This window comes from Streptomyces sp. NPDC030814, from assembly GCF_055572155.1.
Map to the genome: position 1 here is coordinate 24,248 of NZ_JBVIDX010000032.1, position 15,399 is coordinate 39,646.

Here is a 15,399-nt window from a genome sequence, read left to right on the forward strand (position 1 = left end):
ACTCCGGGAGAACGCCGCAACATGGCTGTGACCACACGTCACGACATCCGCAACGTCGCCATCGTCGCCCACGTCGACCACGGCAAGACGACCATCGTCGACGGCATGCTGAAGCAGGCCGGTGCCTTCGCCGCGCACCAGCTCGACTCCGTCGACGACCGCATGATGGACTCGAACGACCTGGAGCGTGAGAAGGGCATCACGATCCTCGCCAAGAACACGGCGGTCAAGTACCACCCGAAGGACGGCGGGGAGCCCATCACGATCAACATCATCGACACCCCCGGCCACGCCGACTTCGGCGGCGAGGTCGAGCGTGGTCTGTCGATGGTCGACGGTGTCGTGCTGCTCGTCGACGCCTCCGAGGGCCCGCTGCCGCAGACCCGCTTCGTGCTGCGCAAGGCGCTCCAGCAGCGGCTGCCGATCATCCTGTGCATCAACAAGACGGACCGCCCGGACTCCCGGATCGACGAGGTCGTCAACGAGACCTACGACCTGTTCCTGGACCTGGACGCCGACGAGGACCAGATCGAGTTCCCGATCGTCTACGCCTGTGGCCGCGACGGCGTCGCCTCGCTGACCAAGCCCGCCGACGGCACCGTCCCGAGCGACTCCACCAGCCTGGAGCCGTTCTTCTCGACGATCCTGGAGCACATCCCGGCCCCGACGTACGACGACGCCGCCCCGCTCCAGGCCCACGTCACCAACCTCGACGCCGACAACTTCCTCGGCCGTATCGCGCTGCTCCGCGTCCACCAGGGCGAGCTGAAGAAGGGGCAGACCGTCGCCTGGATGAAGCGCGACGGCTCCGTCACCAATGTGCGCATCTCCGAGCTGATGATGACCGAGGCGCTCACCCGCAAGCCGGCGGAGAAGGCCGGCCCCGGTGACATCTGCGCCGTCGCCGGTATCCCGGACATCATGATCGGCGAGACGCTGGCCGACGTGGAGAACCCGCTCGCGCTGCCGCTCATCACGGTGGACGAGCCCGCGATCTCCATGGTCATCGGTACGAACACCTCCCCGCTGGTCGGCCGCGGCGGCACCGGCAAGGGCGCGGACGCCAAGGCGGCCGTGAAGGACCGCAAGGTCACCGCCCGCCAGGTCAAGGACCGCCTCGACCGCGAGCTGATCGGCAACGTCTCGCTGCGCGTGCTGGACACCGAGCGCCCCGACGCCTGGGAGGTGCAGGGCCGCGGTGAGCTGGCGCTGGCCATCCTGGTCGAGCAGATGCGCCGCGAGGGCTTCGAGCTGACCATCGGCAAGCCGCAGGTCGTCACCAAGGAGATCGACGGCAAGACGTACGAGCCGGTCGAGCGCATGACGATCGACGTGCCCGAGGAGCACATGGGTGCCGTCACCCAGCTCATGGGCGTCCGCAAGGGCCGGATGGACAACATGTCCAACCACGGCTCGGGCTGGGTCCGCATGGAGTTCGTGGTGCCCTCCCGCGGTCTCATCGGCTTCCGTACCGAGTTCCTCACGCAGACCCGCGGCACGGGCATCGGGCATTCCATCCACGAGGGCTTCGAGCCCTGGTTCGGCACCCTGCAGACCCGTAACAACGGCTCGCTCGTCGCCGACCGCTCCGGCGCCGTCACCGCGTTCGCGATGACCAACCTCCAGGAGCGCGGTGTGCTGTTCGTGGAGCCCGGCACCGAGGTGTACGAGGGCATGATCGTCGGTGAGAACTCCCGCGCGGACGACATGGACGTCAACATCACCAAGGAGAAGAAGCTGACGAACATGCGGTCCTCGACCGCTGACGTCGCCGAGTCCATCGTCCCGCCGCGCAAGCTGTCGTTGGAGCAGTCGCTGGAGTTCTGCCGCGACGACGAGTGCGTCGAGGTGACTCCGGAGGCCGTGCGGATCCGCAAGGTCAACCTGGACGCCCGCGAGCGCGCCCGCGCCGCGAGCCGCGCCAAGCACGGCTGACACACCGTCTCGCGCAGTCGCTGAAGTCCCGGTCCAACCGCCGAGCGGAGGACCGGGCCTCAGGCGTACCCGCATACGGGGAGAATCTGTGCAAAGGAGGGGGATCCGGCGGCGCTCGTGAGGGAGTGAAGGTGAAAGCCGGCAGCGCGTCTCGAACCCTTCAGCCGACTGTCTGTGTGCTGTGAACCGCTGTTCGGATATCGGAGATGCAGCGATCAAGTTTCGGACATGTAAACAAAAATCCTTCACCGAATGTCCGATTCGTCGCTCTTCCATCTCGTCTGTCAAGCGCGCGTAGGTGTCAATCTTTGCAATTTTTGCTCAAAATATGGACGGTAGGGAGATCCCTATGTCTTCCGCCCTTGACGCGCGTTGACTCGCTTGGCGAAAGTTCCCCCAAAACGCAGAACCCGCCGGTAGCCGGATCTGTGCTGCGCTCAACTCTCCAACCCCCCGGGGGAAGAACACACATGACCAGTCCAACCAAGGCCGAGGGCTCCGGGCCCGCGGTCGCCTTGGACCCCGAACTGGCGGCGACGACCGAGACTGTCCAGGTCAAGGAACTCGTCGGTCGCTCCCCCGGCCAGCTGATGTGGATCCGCTTCAAGCGGGACCGCGCAGGAGTGACGTCCGCCTGCATCGTCCTCTTCTTCATCGTGATCGGCCTGCTCGCGCCGGTCATCTCGAAGCTGTACGGCAAGGACCCGTTCACGGTGTACGCCGACGAGCGCCCGGAACTGTTCGACAGCGCGGGTGTCCCGCTTCAGCCCAACGGTGGCATCAGCGGCGAGTTCTGGTTCGGCCTGGAGCCGGGCAACGGCTACGACGTCTTCACCAAGCTGCTGTACGGCATCAGGAACTCCCTCGGCATCTCCGTCGCGGTCACCATCGCCACCGTGCTCACCGGCGTCCTGCTGGGTGTCGCGGCGGGCTACCTCGGCGGCAAGGTGGACTTCGCCATCAGCCGGCTGGTCGACTTCCTGCTCGCCTTCCCCTCGCAGCTGTTCTTCATCGCGAGCATGCCGGTCGTGGTCTCGCTCTTCGTGGACCCCAAGGACGAGACGCCGGTCTACGTCCGGGTGGTGGCACTGATCGCGGTGCAGTGGTTCCTCGGCTGGATGAGTCTCGCCCGCATCCTGCGCGGCACCACGCTCTCCCTCGCCGGACGCGAGTTCATCGAAGCCGCAAAGGTGAGCGGGGCGTCCCCCTGGCGGATCATTCGCAAGGAGATCCTCCCGAACGTCGTCACGCCGATCCTGGTGCAGTCGACGTACATGCTCCCCGCCTTCGTCACGGCGGAGGCCGGTCTGTCGTTCCTCGGCGTGGGAATCGTCGAGCCGACGCCTGACTGGGGCCAGATGTTCTCCAAGGCGTCGACCGAACTCGTGATGCAGAACGACATCACCTACATGTTCTTCCCGGGTATCTCCATGATCATCTTCATCGTGGCGTTCAACCTGCTCGGGGACTCGGTCCGCGATGCCTTCGACCCCAAGACGGCTCGCTGACCGGGACTGAATGGGCATCCTCGCCCGAACCAGCCGGGGCGGCATCGTCGCGGCATCGGCTGGCACTTCATTTCATCGCACTTGTGACAGATAGATGGGTGGGAACCAAGTGATGGGTAAGGGTGGACGCCACGCGTACGCCGCCATCTCCATGCTCGCGGCCGGAGCACTCGCGCTCACGGGCTGCAGCGAAGGCGGCAGCAAGGAAGGGACCAGCAACAACAAGGACAAGGAGAACGCCGCCCGGCAGCAGTCCAGCATCGAGTTCGGCGACGCCAAGGCGTCGACCGGCCCGGCCGCCGACGTCCCCGGCGCCAAGCCCGGTGGCACGGTGACGGTCCTTCAGAGGGACAGCTACGCCCACCTCGACCCGGCCCAGGTCTACGTTTCCGACGAGGGCTCCCTGTCCTCGATCCTGCACCGTGGTCTGACGGGCTACAAGGCCACCAGTGACGACGGCTCCAAGCACGAGGTCGTCGGCGACCTCGCCACCGACAGCGGCACGACCACTGACGGCGGCAAGACCTGGAAGTTCACGCTGAAGGACGGCGTGAAGTGGGCCGACGGCTCCGAGATCACGTCGAAGGACGTGCGTCACACCTTCGAGCGCCTCTTCGCCCCGTTCGTCACCAACGGCCCCACCTACATACAGCAGTGGCTGGCCAACACCCCGGGCACCGAGTACCGCAAGCTCCTCAAGGACGGCCCGTACAAGGGCAAGCACCTGCCGGACAGCATCCTTGAGACGCCGGACGACAAGACCGTCGTCTTCAAGTTCAAGGAGCCGAAGCCGGACCTGCCGTACGCGCTCGCCATGGCGGGCTACGCCCTCGTGTCCGAGAAGAAGGACACCAAGGAGAAGTACGACAAGGCCCCCATGACGGCCGGTCCGTACAAGATCAAGGACTTCAAGTCCGGCAAGTCCATGACGCTGGTCAAGAACGACAACTGGGACGCGAAGACGGACCCGATCCGTCACCAGTACGTCGACCAGTTCAACTTCGTCTTCAACAAGCAGTTCGAGGACTCCACCAAGGCGCTGCTCGACGACTCCGGCGAGAACGCGACCTCGATCAGCTTCAACAACCAGGTCGACGCGGGCAACCTGTCCAAGGTGCTGGCCGACGCCTCGCTGAAGGGCCGCGTGGTCTCCGGCTACCAGCCGTACGTGGGCCAGATGAACATCAACCTGTCCCAGAAGGAGATGCAGGACAAGAAGGTCCGTGAGGCCATCGCGTACGCGCTGCCCGTCACGCCCTTCGTCCGCGCCTACGGTGGTGCGCAGGCCATGGAGGTCGCCGGCGGTCTGATCAGCCCGACCGTCTCCGGCTACAACGCCAAGTTCGACCCGTTCGGCAAGAAGAAGAAGCCGGCCGGTGACCCGGCGAAGGCCAAGGCGCTGCTCAAGGAAGCCGGCAAGGAGGGCATGAAGCTCACCTTCGGCTACATCAACACCCCTGAGGGCCAGCAGTACTCGACCGCCATGGCGGCCGGGCTGAAGAAGGCCGGCTTCGACGTCCAGCGCCAGGAGATCCCGGCCGAGACGTACTACGACCAGGTCAGCAAGGTCAAGAACAACTACGACATCTTCCACACCGCGTGGGGTGCCGACTGGCCGAGCGCCTCGACCGTGATCCCGCCGCTGTACGACGGCCGCCAGATCCAGGACGGCGCCTCGAACTACTCGCACATCAATGACGACAAGGTCAACGCGGACATCGACCGGATCAACAAGATCACGGACCCGGTCAAGGCCGCGGAGGAGTGGAACAAGGTCAACGAGTACATCGTGAAGGAAGTTGTCTCCAACGTTCCGACGGCGTACTACAAGCAGACCCAGATCGCCGGGTCGAAGATCGGCGGCCTCGTGTACGACGACGTCCTCGGTGGCGTCGACCCGCGCAGGCTGTTCGTGAAGTAACACCTCCCACCCCTCAAGGTGCTGATGGGCGCCCCGTCCCGCGACGGGGCGCCCCTGGCCCGCCCAGGCTTCCCCCGCCCGAAAGCTGCTTTCTGATGCTGCGCTTCATCCTCCGCCGGACTCTCGGCTCCGCCGTGATCCTGGTCCTGCTGACCGTGGTCGCGTTCCTGCTCTTCTTCGGCATGCCACGTGATCCGGCGCTGCTGATGTGCGGCAAGACCTGCACTCCGGACGCGCTGGCCAACATCCACCAGACACTCGGCATCGACAAGTCGATCCCGGAGCAGTTCTGGATCTTCCTGAGCGGCCTGATCGCGGGCCGCGACGACTTCGCCCAGGGCCCCTGCCCGGCGCCCTGCTTCGGCTACTCGTACCACACGAAGGAAAACGTCTGGTCGACCCTCATCGACCGCCTGCCGACCACGATTTCGCTGGCCATCGGTGCCTCGATCCTCTTCCTGATCGTCGGCCTCGGAGCGGGCCTGGTCGCCGCGTGGAAGCGCGGTACGGTCCTCGACAAGACGTTCACCGCGGGTTCCATGGTTCTGAGCTCCATGCAGATCTACTTCCTCGGCCCGCTCGCGCTCGCCATCCTCGTCTTCCAGATGCACCTGTTCGACCAGCCCAAGTACACGAACATCACCGACAACCCGGCCGCCTGGTTCACCGGGCTGATCATCCCTTGGGCCGTGCTCTCGACGATCTTCGCCGCTCAGTACACTCGTATGGCGCGTTCGTCGATGATCGAGCAGCTCCAGGAGGAGCACGTTCGGACGGCCCGCGCCAAGGGCATGTCCCGGAGCTACGTCTTCTTCCGCTACGCCTGGCGCGGTTCCCTCATCCCGATCGTGACGATCTTCGGCATCGACATCGGGGCGCTGCTGGGTGGCGCGATCATCACCGAGTACACCTTCGGCCTGCCGGGCCTCGGCATGCTGGCGGTGGAGGCCGTGAACTTCAGCGACCTGCCCCTGCTGCTCGGTGTGATGCTGTTCTCGGCCGCCATGATCCTTCTGTTCAACATCATCGTCGACGCGTGCTACGCCTTCATCGACCCGCGCGTGCGGCTGTCCTAGGAGCTTTCTGTGACCACTCTGACCAAGGAATCGGGGGCTCCCTCCTCGGCCGACGCCGGGGCCTTTCTCTCCGTGCGCGACCTGCGGGTCCGGTTCAAGACCGAGGACGGCATCGTCAAGGCCGTCGACGGGCTCAGCTTCGACCTGGAGCGGGGGAAGACCCTCGGCATCGTCGGTGAGTCGGGTTCCGGCAAGTCGGTGACGAACCTGACCATCCTCGGTCTGCACAACCCGCAGTTCGCCACGATCGACGGCGAGATCCTGCTCGAGGGCCAGGAGCTCGTCACCGCCCGTGAGAACGAGCTGGAGAAGCTCCGCGGCAACAAGATGGCGATGATCTTCCAGGACCCGCTGACGGCGCTCTCGCCGTACTACACGGTGGGCCGGCAGCTGTCCGAGCCGTACATGAAGCACACGGGAGCCTCCAAGAAGGAGGCTCGGGACCGGGCCGTGCAGATGCTGGAGAAGGTCGGCATCCCGCAGCCCAAGGTGCGCTTCGACGACTACCCGCACCAGTTCTCCGGCGGTATGCGCCAGCGCGCGATGATCGCCATGGCGCTGATGTGCGACCCCGATCTGCTCATCGCCGACGAACCGACCACCGCACTGGACGTGACGGTCCAGGCGCAGATCCTCGACCTGCTGAAGGACCTTCAGCAGGAGTTCGGCTCCGCGATCATCTTCATCACCCACGACCTCGGCGTCATCTCGCAGATGGCCGACGACCTGCTGGTGATGTACGCGGGCCGGGCCGTGGAGCGCGGCAGCGTGAAGGAGGTGCTCGGCGACCCGCGGCACCCGTACACGTGGGGTCTGCTGAGTTCCATGCCGCGGCTGGACAGCGACATCCACCAGGCGCTGACGCCGATCCCGGGCAGCCCGCCGTCGCTGCTCAACCCGCCCTCGGGCTGTCCTTTCAACCCGCGCTGCGCCTTCAAGAGCGAGGTGCCGGGCACCCTCTGCACGGACGCGCGGCCGCCGCTCGCCGAGGGCCGTGCCGCTGCCTGCCATCTGACGGCCGAGCAGAAGCAGACCATCTTCATCGACCAGATCCAGCCCAGGCTGCGCTAGGGAGAACCGAGACATGAGCGACAACCTCACCCTCCCCGCACAGCAGGGCCCCGTCGACACCTCCAGGGAGACCCTCCTCGAGGTCAAGGGGCTGACCAAGCACTTCCCGATCTACGGTGGGTTCCCGATCAAGCGCAAGGTCGGCGCCGTACAGGCGGTCGACGGCGTCGATCTGACCGTCGGTGTCGGCGAGAGCGTCGGCCTGGTCGGCGAGTCCGGCTGCGGCAAGTCGACCACCGGTCGGCTCATCACGCGTCTGCTGGAGCCCACCAGCGGCTCCATCACCTACGCGGGCCAGGACATCACGCACGCCTCGCGTAAGCAGCTCGCCCCCGTGCGGTCCGAGATCCAGATGATCTTCCAGGACCCGTACTCCTCGCTCAACCCGCGCCAGACGGTCGGCACGATCATCAAGTCGCCGATGGAGGTCAACGGGATCGAGCCGGAGGGCGGCCGGGAGAAGAAGGTCCGTGAGCTGCTGGAGCTCGTGGGTCTCAACCCGGAGCACTACAACCGCTTCCCGCACGAGTTCTCCGGCGGTCAGCGGCAGCGCATCGGCGTGGCCCGGGCCCTCGCACTGAACCCGAAGCTGATCGTCGCCGACGAGCCGGTCTCCGCGCTGGACGTCTCCATCCAGGCGCAGGTGGTGAACCTGCTGCAGAAGGTGCAGCAGGAACTGGGCATCGCCTTTGTGTTCATCGCCCACGACCTCGCGATCGTGCGGCACTTCTCGCAGCGTGTGGCGGTGATGTACCTCGGCAAGGTGGTCGAGGTCGGCGACCGTGACTCGATCTACAAGCGGCCCCGGCACCCCTACACCCACGCCCTGCTCTCGGCCGTGCCGGAGGTCACGGTGGAGGGTGAAGAGGGTAACGGCAAGGAGCGGATCCGGCTCTACGGCGACGTTCCCTCGCCGATCTCGCCGCCGTCCGGCTGCCGCTTCCGCACCCGGTGCTGGAAGGCGCAGGACAAGTGCGCCACGGAGGAGCCGCCGCTGGTCCAGCTCTCCGGGAACCGTGACGGCCATCTGACGGCTTGCCATTTCCCGGAGGAGCCGACGACGGAGGCCCGTGCCGAGGACGTCGTGCTCGACCCGGCGCTGAAGGCGCTGGAGGAGGAAGCTGAGACGGGGAAGAAACTCAGCAAGGACTGACACCTGGTTGAACCGGGAGTCCGGGCGCAGAGTCGGAGAACTCTGCGCCCGGACATTCGTTGTCGGCGGGCCTGAAGGCACGAAACTCGATCTGAAGTTACTTGCGCTTCTATCCTCAGTACGCCCAGGCGAGTTGGAGGGGCGTCATCCCCCTATCGCTGCCCCATGAGTAGCACGCGGACCGAACGGGTCAGCGGTTCCACGTCTTCCAGCCAAGGACGTGGGGTGTGTAGATCGTTGACTTGATCTTCTTTCCCTTGGTGCAGTTCGCGTAGATGTACTGGCTGTATCCGTTCACCTTCAGCCTGAAGATGCCGTAGCGGGCGTAGCTGGTCTTCTTGGGCGGCGTCTTCACTCTGATTTGGTTACCTATCTTGGCCTTGAGCTTCACGGAGACGTCCACGCCGTACTCCTGCTCGATCTCGGCGACCACGACGGAGGCCTTTGCCTTCAGTTTGCCGCTGACGGAAATGCCGACTTCGCCTTCTGCTTCGGTCGTGAAGACGGAAGTCATGGTCCGCGTCCCACCGTTGTAATTGGCCATCGTGATGCCTACATGCTTGAGGCTCCCCTTCCCTTGTGCCGCCACGGCCCTCTTCGTCGACGTGGGTTCGTAGTCGTAGCCCGGCTCGCAGGGTTTACCGAAGGGAGCCGAATTCGGTGAGAAGCCTTGGTCCTTCGCCGCGGCAGGGAAGGCTCCGCCCAGGACTCCGACCGCTAGGGCGGGGGCGAACAACAGTGACGCGACTCTACAAGTACGCATGGTGGCCTCCATGGATGGTGAAAGGGGACGGTTTGAGGTGGGCATGTCGTGCCGATGAGTTTGGTGTGGCTCGCCCCTGCCTGCCTCTGCAAGCGGGCACAATGTGACAGGGGTCGTTAACCGCCCGCGTGGGCGCGGACGGCGGCCTGTGCCTGGCTGGTCACGCCGATGCTGCTGAAGACCGAAGAGGCGTTATTGCGTACGGTCTTCTCTGACCCGGGGGCCGTCGAGCGCCCCGAGGATGCCTGCCCGCAGTTCGGGATCGCGGCGCATGAGGCGAGGCGCAGCAGTCGGCCATCGGCTTGAGACTGCCTCGGAGCCATGGGCCCCGGAACTCTCATCCTGCTACTCCGGGACGTCCGCCGACAGGTATGCCTTGCCCTTCGGTGCCAGGCACACGAACCAGTCCACAGGGGACCCCGCGGCCGACCGGATCTCGGTCTCTCCGTCGACAGTGTCCTGTCCTGCGGTGGCTCGCCGGACTTCGGTGGTCGTGCCGTCCTTCCAGGTGCAGGTGACGCGCTGGGCAGTCTTGGCCACGTGGCCGATGACCAGGTGGAAAGGACTCTTGGGACCTTCCAGCTTGAAGGAGAAGGACTCGATGTCGGTGCCCGACTGGGTGGACTCCTTTGTGAACACGTCCAACACCGCGATGTCGCTCTTGCTCCCAACTCTCCGCCACACGAAGAACGCCTTTTTGCCGATCAGTTCGGCCGGCCGGTCAACTACAGGGTCCTCTTTGCTCTCTTCCATCGCCGCCAACTGCGCGCGGGCCTCCTCCTCGTTGTGCGGTGCCTCCCACACGTCGATAAACACCTGCCATTGCTCGCCCTGGACGGTTCCGCTCCCCAGCACGGTCCGACGGGCGGAGTTCACATTCCGCTCCTCGGACGTCGGCGCCTGTGTCGCCACATGTGCGCCTCGCCTCCCGTCTCCTTCCTGCAGCCCCGTCACCGCGAGCGACACCGTTGTGCCCGCGAGCACCAGGGCCGCGGCTGCCGCCACCGCCCAGCGGCGGGTTCTGAGGCGTCGGCCGTTGCGAAGCATCACGTGGACCGGGGCCATGCTGATCTCGACCCCGGCCGCGGCGTCCGCCAGAAGGAGGGAGATGTCCCTGTGGGTCATGTCGTGGTTTTCCTGCCCGCCCGCGTTCATCACTTCCGCCCTTCGCTCGTCATCGCTTCATCCAGGCCTGGTACAGCACGGAGCTTCGCGATTCCCTTGGCCGAGTTGCTCTTCACCGCTCCCACCGAGCAGCCCATGGCTTGCGCTGTCTGCGTTTCGGTCAGGTCCTCCCAGTAGCGGAGGACCACCGCCTGCCGCTGACGTGGCGGTAGTTGAGTGAGTGCCTTGAGCAGCGTGCTGCGGTTGTCGGCCTGGCTGATCGGATCGCCGGTGTCGCGCGGTTCGTGCGTAAGGTCGGAGTCGCCTTTGGCCGACAGAAACTCTTTAAGACGTCTGCGATGTCTGCGGGCATGTGCGTTGATCATCATGCGCCGTACGTACGCTTCGGGCTCATCGGCCGAGCAGACGCGGCGCCACGCCAGGTACGCCTGTTCCAGCGTCGACTGAACCAGGTCCTCCGCGGCATGCTGTTCACCGGAGAGGAGGAAAGCCGTACGCAGCAACCGCGGCCAGCAGCCGATGACGAAGCTCTGGAACTCCTCGTCCCGAGTCTTCTTCTGATCCCCCATGGGCACCTCCTTGATGACCCATAGAGTCCATGGGCGGGTAAGACCGTTGCCTCGGTTCTGAAGATTCTTCGCAGCCCCTCCGCCCCGGTGCCCACTTCGGTCGCTACTTTGGCCGGGGCCGCGCTGTCCGCCATCGACCCGGAAGCGTCGCCCGGACGTCTATGTGACCGAGGGGTCGCTCGGCCTCCTACCGCGGTTCTGTACCGCGTTCTGTTGAAGGCCCCGGCTCCAGTGAAGCTGGTGCCGCGAACTGAATCCGCCGCCCCCGCCACCAGCCACTCCTACCTCCGCCAGAGCACGGGCCCTGAGACCCTCATAGCCACCACGTCCACGGCCCTGCACGCCTTCCTCGACCGCGACAAGGGTGGGACTCCGGGCCGGGCCTCCCTGCGCACAGGCAGTGCCCGGCGGGTGGGGGTGCAGACATGACCCACCCCGACCGTGGTGCGGCGAGAGGGCGTGCCGGACGCCGCGACGCCGCGGAAATCCATCGGAAGGGCCCTGGAGGCAATGAGTGAGTACATCCGGCTGGATGCGTTCCCCCGGACGGGCCGCGTGATGTGCGTCATGCGTGTTATCGGTCGATATTGACCGGTAATGGATCATCGCGGCCGCGCTGTCCTGAGCGCACTCGCGCACGTACGAGGAGGCACCCCATGCGTGGAGCCACGCACGCCCGATGGATTGCCGGCACGGCGGTCGTGGCGCTCGCCGCGACCGGCTGTGGCGGTGGGGACGACGACGGCGGCGGCAGCAGCGGCGCTGGGAACAGCGGCGCGGTGCTCAGCTCCTCCTGGGGTGACCCGCAGAACCCGCTGGAGCCGGCCAACACCAACGAGGTGCAGGGCGGCAAGGTGCTGGACATGATCTTCCGCGGGCTGAAGCGGTACAACGCCAAGACCGGCGAGGCCGAGGACATGCTCGCCGAGAAGATCGAGACCACGGACTCGCAGAACTTCACGATCACCATCAAGGACGGCTGGACCTTCAGCAACGGCGAGAAGGTCACCGCGAAGTCGTTCGTGGACGCGTGGAACTACGGGGCCAGCCTCAAGAACAACCAGAAGAACGCGTACTTCTTCGAGTACATCCAGGGCTACGACAAGACCCACCCCGACGACGGCAGCAAGCAGACCGCCGACACCCTCTCCGGCCTGAAGGTCGTCGACGACAGGACGTTCACCGTCGCGCTGAAGCAGAAGTTCTCGACCTTCCCCGACACCCTCGGCTACAACGCCTACGCCCCCCTGCCCCAGGCGTTCTTCACCGACCACGACGCCTGGCTGAGCAAGCCCGTCGGCAACGGCCCGTACGCCGTGCAGTCGTACACCAAGGGCTCGCAGCTCTCCCTCCGCAGGTGGGACGACTACCCGGGTCAGGACAAGGCCCGGAACGGCGGAGTGGACCTGAAGGTCTACACGGACAACAACACCGCCTACACCGACCTGATGGCCGGCAACCTCGACCTCGTCGACGACGTCCCCGCCGCCCAGCTGAAGAACGTCCGGGCCGACCTCGGCGACCGGTACATCAACACCCCGGCCGGCATCATCCAGACCCTGTCCTTCCCGTTCTACGACGAGGCCTGGAACAAGCCCGGCATGGAGAAGGTCCGCGAGGGCCTGTCCCGCGCGATCGACCGCGAGCAGATCACCGAGACCATCTTCCAGAAGACCCGCACCCCCGCCACCGACTCGACCTCACCGGTCCTCGGCGAGGACGGCGGCTACAAGAGGGGCCTGTGCGGTGACGCCTGCGAGTACGACGCGGACGCGGCGAAGAAGCTGATCCGGGAGGGCGGCGGACTCCCCGGCGGCCAGGTCAAGATCACATACAACGCGGACACCGGCTCCCACAAGCAGTGGGTCGACGCGGTCTGCAACTCCATCAACAACGCCCTCGACAACGACAAGGCGTGCGTGGGGAACCCGGTCGGGACCTTCGCCGACTACCGCAACCAGATCGCCCAGCGGAAGATGAGCGGCCCGTTCCGCGCCGGCTGGCAGATGGACTACCCGCTCATCCAGAACTTCCTTCAGCCGCTGTACTACACCAACGCCTCCTCCAACGACGGCGAGTGGTCCAACGCCGAATTCGACAGGCTCATCGACGAGGCCAACGCCGAGCAGGACACGGCGAAGGCGGTGCAGAAGTTCCAGCAGGCCGAGGAGGTCGTCCGGGACCACATGGCCGCCATCCCGCTCTGGTACCAGAACGGCAGCGCGGGCTACTCGGAGCGGCTGTCCAACGTGTCCCTGAACCCGTTCAGCGTGCCGGTGTACGACCAGATCAAGGTCAGCTGAGCCGCTCCGGGCGGGTGCCCCGGCGCCCGTCCACTACCCCCGGAGTCCGCATGGGACGGTATGTGGTCCGGCGTCTGCTGCAGATGATCCCGGTCTTCGTGGGCGCCACCCTCCTGATCTTCCTGATGGTGAACGTGATGGGTGACCCCGTCGCGGGCCTGTGCGGCGACCGGGAGTGCGACCCGGCGACGGCCGCCCAGCTCCGCAGGGAGTTCGGCCTCGACAAGCCCGTGTGGCAGCAATACCTGACCTACATGGGCAACGTCTTCACCGGCGACTTCGGCACCGCGTTCAACGGGCAGGAGGTCACCGAGCTGATGGCCTCCGCCTTCCCGGTCACCATCCGGCTGACAATCGTCGCGATCCTCTTCGAGGTCGTCATCGGGATCACCCTCGGCGTCGTCACCGGTCTGCGGCGCGGCCGGCCCGTCGACACCGGGGTCCTGCTGACCACGCTGGTCGTCATCTCCATCCCCACCTTCGTCACCGGTCTGCTGCTCCAGCTGCTGCTCGGGGTGGAGTGGGGCTGGATCCGCCCGTCGGTCTCCTCCGATGCGCCCTTCAGCGAGCTGATCGTCCCCGGCCTCGTCCTCGCCTCCGTCTCCCTCGCCTACGTCACCCGGCTGACCCGTACGTCGATCGCGGAGAACGGCCGGGCCGACTACGTCCGCACCGCCGTCGCCAAGGGCCTGCCGCGCCGCCGGGTGATCACCAGGCATCTGCTGCGCAACTCCCTCATCACCGTCGTCACCTTCATCGGCACGGACATCGGCGCCCTGATGGGCGGTGCCATCGTCACCGAGCGGATCTTCAACATCCACGGCGTCGGCTACCAGCTCTACCAGGGCATCCTCCGCCAGAACACCCAGACCGTCGTCGGCTTCGTGACCGTGCTCGTGCTGGTGTTCCTCCTCGCCAACCTGCTCGTCGACCTCCTCTACGCCGTACTCGACCCGAGGATCCGCTATGCCTGAGCCGCAGCAGCCGCATGTGTCCGGCGCGGGGCGCGCCGCCGAGGGCGGGGCGATCGCCGCGACCGGGATGGGCGGCGCGATGGACCTGGCCACCACCGAGGGGGAGACCCTGGAGAAGCGGCCCGGCCCGGACGGCGGCGGCCCGGCGGGCAAGCCCCGCAGCCTCTGGTCGGACGCCTGGCGCGATCTGCGTCGCAACCCCGTCTTCATCATCTCGGGGCTCGTGATCCTCTTCCTGGTCGTCATCTCCCTGTGGCCGTCGCTGATCGCCTCCGGCAACCCCCTCAAGTGCGACCTCGCCAAGGCCCAGCAGGGCTCGCAGCCGGGTCACCCCTTCGGGTTCGACGGCCAGGGGTGCGACGTGTACACGCGGACCGTCTACGGGGCGCGGATCTCGATCGCCGTCGGCGTCTGCGCCACGCTCGGGGTCGCGGTTCTGGGGTCGGTGCTCGGCGGGCTCGCCGGCTTCTTCGGCGGGGTCTCCGACTCGTTCCTGTCGCGGATCACCGATGTCTTCTTCGCGATCCCGGTGGTGCTCGGCGGTCTGGTGCTGCTGTCGGTGGTCACCAGCAACAGCGTCTGGCCGGTGATCGGGTTCATGGTGCTGCTGGGCTGGCCGCAGATCTCCCGCATCGCCCGCGGCTCCGTCATCACCGCCAAGCAGAACGACTACGTGCAGGCCGCCCGCGCGCTCGGCGCCTCCAACTCCCGGATGCTGCTGCGGCACATCACCCCGAACGCCGTGGCGCCGGTCATCGTCGTCGCCACCATCGCGCTGGGCACGTACATCGCCCTGGAGGCCACCCTGTCCTACCTCGGGGTCGGCCTGAAACCGCCGAGCGTCTCCTGGGGCATCGACATCTCCGCCGCCTCGCCCTACATCCGCAACGCCCCGCACGCCCTGCTGTGGCCCTCCGGCGCCCTCGCGATCACCGTCCTGGCGTTCATCATGCTCGGCGACGCGGTCCGCGACGCCCTCGACCCGAAGCTGAGGTGAGCCG

General features: G+C 66.3%; 13 protein-coding genes. 10 read left to right on the top strand and 3 right to left on the bottom strand.

The window, feature by feature from the left end; all coding sequences use genetic code 11:
* Window positions 1-27 precede the first annotated feature (27 nt).
* The 6 genes from typA (at window position 28) to ACZ43N_RS38250 (ending at window position 8,664) form a co-directional block, all read left to right on the top strand.
* Complete coding sequence (typA, locus tag ACZ43N_RS38225) at window positions 28-1,935, top strand: translational GTPase TypA (RefSeq protein ID WP_468103967.1); 1,908 nt, start codon at window positions 28-30, stop codon at window positions 1,933-1,935.
* A 470-nt stretch (window positions 1,936-2,405) separates the two neighbouring features.
* On the top strand, window positions 2,406-3,443 hold the full coding sequence (locus ACZ43N_RS38230) for an ABC transporter permease (protein ID WP_468103888.1): 1,038 nt from the start codon (window positions 2,406-2,408) through the stop codon (window positions 3,441-3,443).
* A gap of 112 nt (window positions 3,444-3,555) precedes the next feature.
* Complete coding sequence (locus tag ACZ43N_RS38235; protein ID WP_468103889.1) at window positions 3,556-5,364, top strand: ABC transporter substrate-binding protein; 1,809 nt, start codon at window positions 3,556-3,558, stop codon at window positions 5,362-5,364.
* Between the two features lie 95 nt (window positions 5,365-5,459).
* Entirely contained in the window at window positions 5,460-6,440 is a 981-nt protein-coding gene (locus ACZ43N_RS38240; protein ID WP_468103890.1) for an ABC transporter permease, read from the top strand.
* Window positions 6,441-6,449: 9 nt separating this feature from the next.
* Complete coding sequence (locus ACZ43N_RS38245; protein WP_468103891.1) at window positions 6,450-7,511, top strand: ABC transporter ATP-binding protein; 1,062 nt, start codon at window positions 6,450-6,452, stop codon at window positions 7,509-7,511.
* A 13-nt stretch (window positions 7,512-7,524) separates the two neighbouring features.
* Complete coding sequence (locus ACZ43N_RS38250) at window positions 7,525-8,664, top strand: ABC transporter ATP-binding protein (RefSeq protein WP_468103893.1); 1,140 nt, start codon at window positions 7,525-7,527, stop codon at window positions 8,662-8,664.
* A 190-nt stretch (window positions 8,665-8,854) separates the two neighbouring features.
* Here ACZ43N_RS38250 and ACZ43N_RS38255 read toward each other — a convergent pair whose 3' ends face one another.
* The 3 genes from ACZ43N_RS38255 to ACZ43N_RS38265 form a co-directional block, all read right to left on the bottom strand.
* Entirely contained in the window at window positions 8,855-9,400 is a 546-nt protein-coding gene (locus ACZ43N_RS38255) for a hypothetical protein (RefSeq protein ID WP_468103894.1), read from the bottom strand.
* Window positions 9,401-9,772: 372 nt separating this feature from the next.
* Window positions 9,773-10,582 (bottom strand): hypothetical protein, encoded by an 810-nt coding sequence (locus ACZ43N_RS38260; RefSeq protein ID WP_468103896.1) that lies wholly within the window; start codon window positions 10,580-10,582, stop codon window positions 9,773-9,775.
* A complete protein-coding gene (locus ACZ43N_RS38265) occupies window positions 10,582-11,121 on the bottom strand; it encodes a SigE family RNA polymerase sigma factor (protein WP_468103898.1) in 540 nt (179 codons plus the stop codon). The genes ACZ43N_RS38260 and ACZ43N_RS38265 overlap by 1 nt, the downstream gene beginning before the upstream one ends.
* 240 nt (window positions 11,122-11,361) lie before the next feature.
* On the opposite strand from ACZ43N_RS38265, the gene ACZ43N_RS38270 reads away from it, so the two are divergent.
* The 4 genes from ACZ43N_RS38270 (at window position 11,362) to ACZ43N_RS38285 (ending at window position 15,395) form a co-directional block, all read left to right on the top strand.
* On the top strand, window positions 11,362-11,550 hold the full coding sequence (locus ACZ43N_RS38270; protein WP_468103900.1) for a hypothetical protein: 189 nt from the start codon (window positions 11,362-11,364) through the stop codon (window positions 11,548-11,550).
* A gap of 227 nt (window positions 11,551-11,777) precedes the next feature.
* The gene (locus ACZ43N_RS38275; protein WP_468103901.1) at window positions 11,778-13,424 is read left to right on the top strand and encodes a peptide ABC transporter substrate-binding protein; all 1,647 of its coding nucleotides are present in this window, start codon (window positions 11,778-11,780) and stop codon (window positions 13,422-13,424) included.
* Window positions 13,425-13,474: 50 nt separating this feature from the next.
* The gene (locus ACZ43N_RS38280) at window positions 13,475-14,398 is read left to right on the top strand and encodes an ABC transporter permease (RefSeq protein ID WP_468103903.1); all 924 of its coding nucleotides are present in this window, start codon (window positions 13,475-13,477) and stop codon (window positions 14,396-14,398) included.
* Window positions 14,391-15,395: an ABC transporter permease gene (locus ACZ43N_RS38285; RefSeq protein ID WP_468103904.1), complete on the top strand. Its 1,005-nt coding sequence runs from the start codon at window positions 14,391-14,393 to the stop codon at window positions 15,393-15,395. The genes ACZ43N_RS38280 and ACZ43N_RS38285 overlap by 8 nt, the downstream gene beginning before the upstream one ends.
* Window positions 15,396-15,399 lie beyond the last annotated feature (4 nt).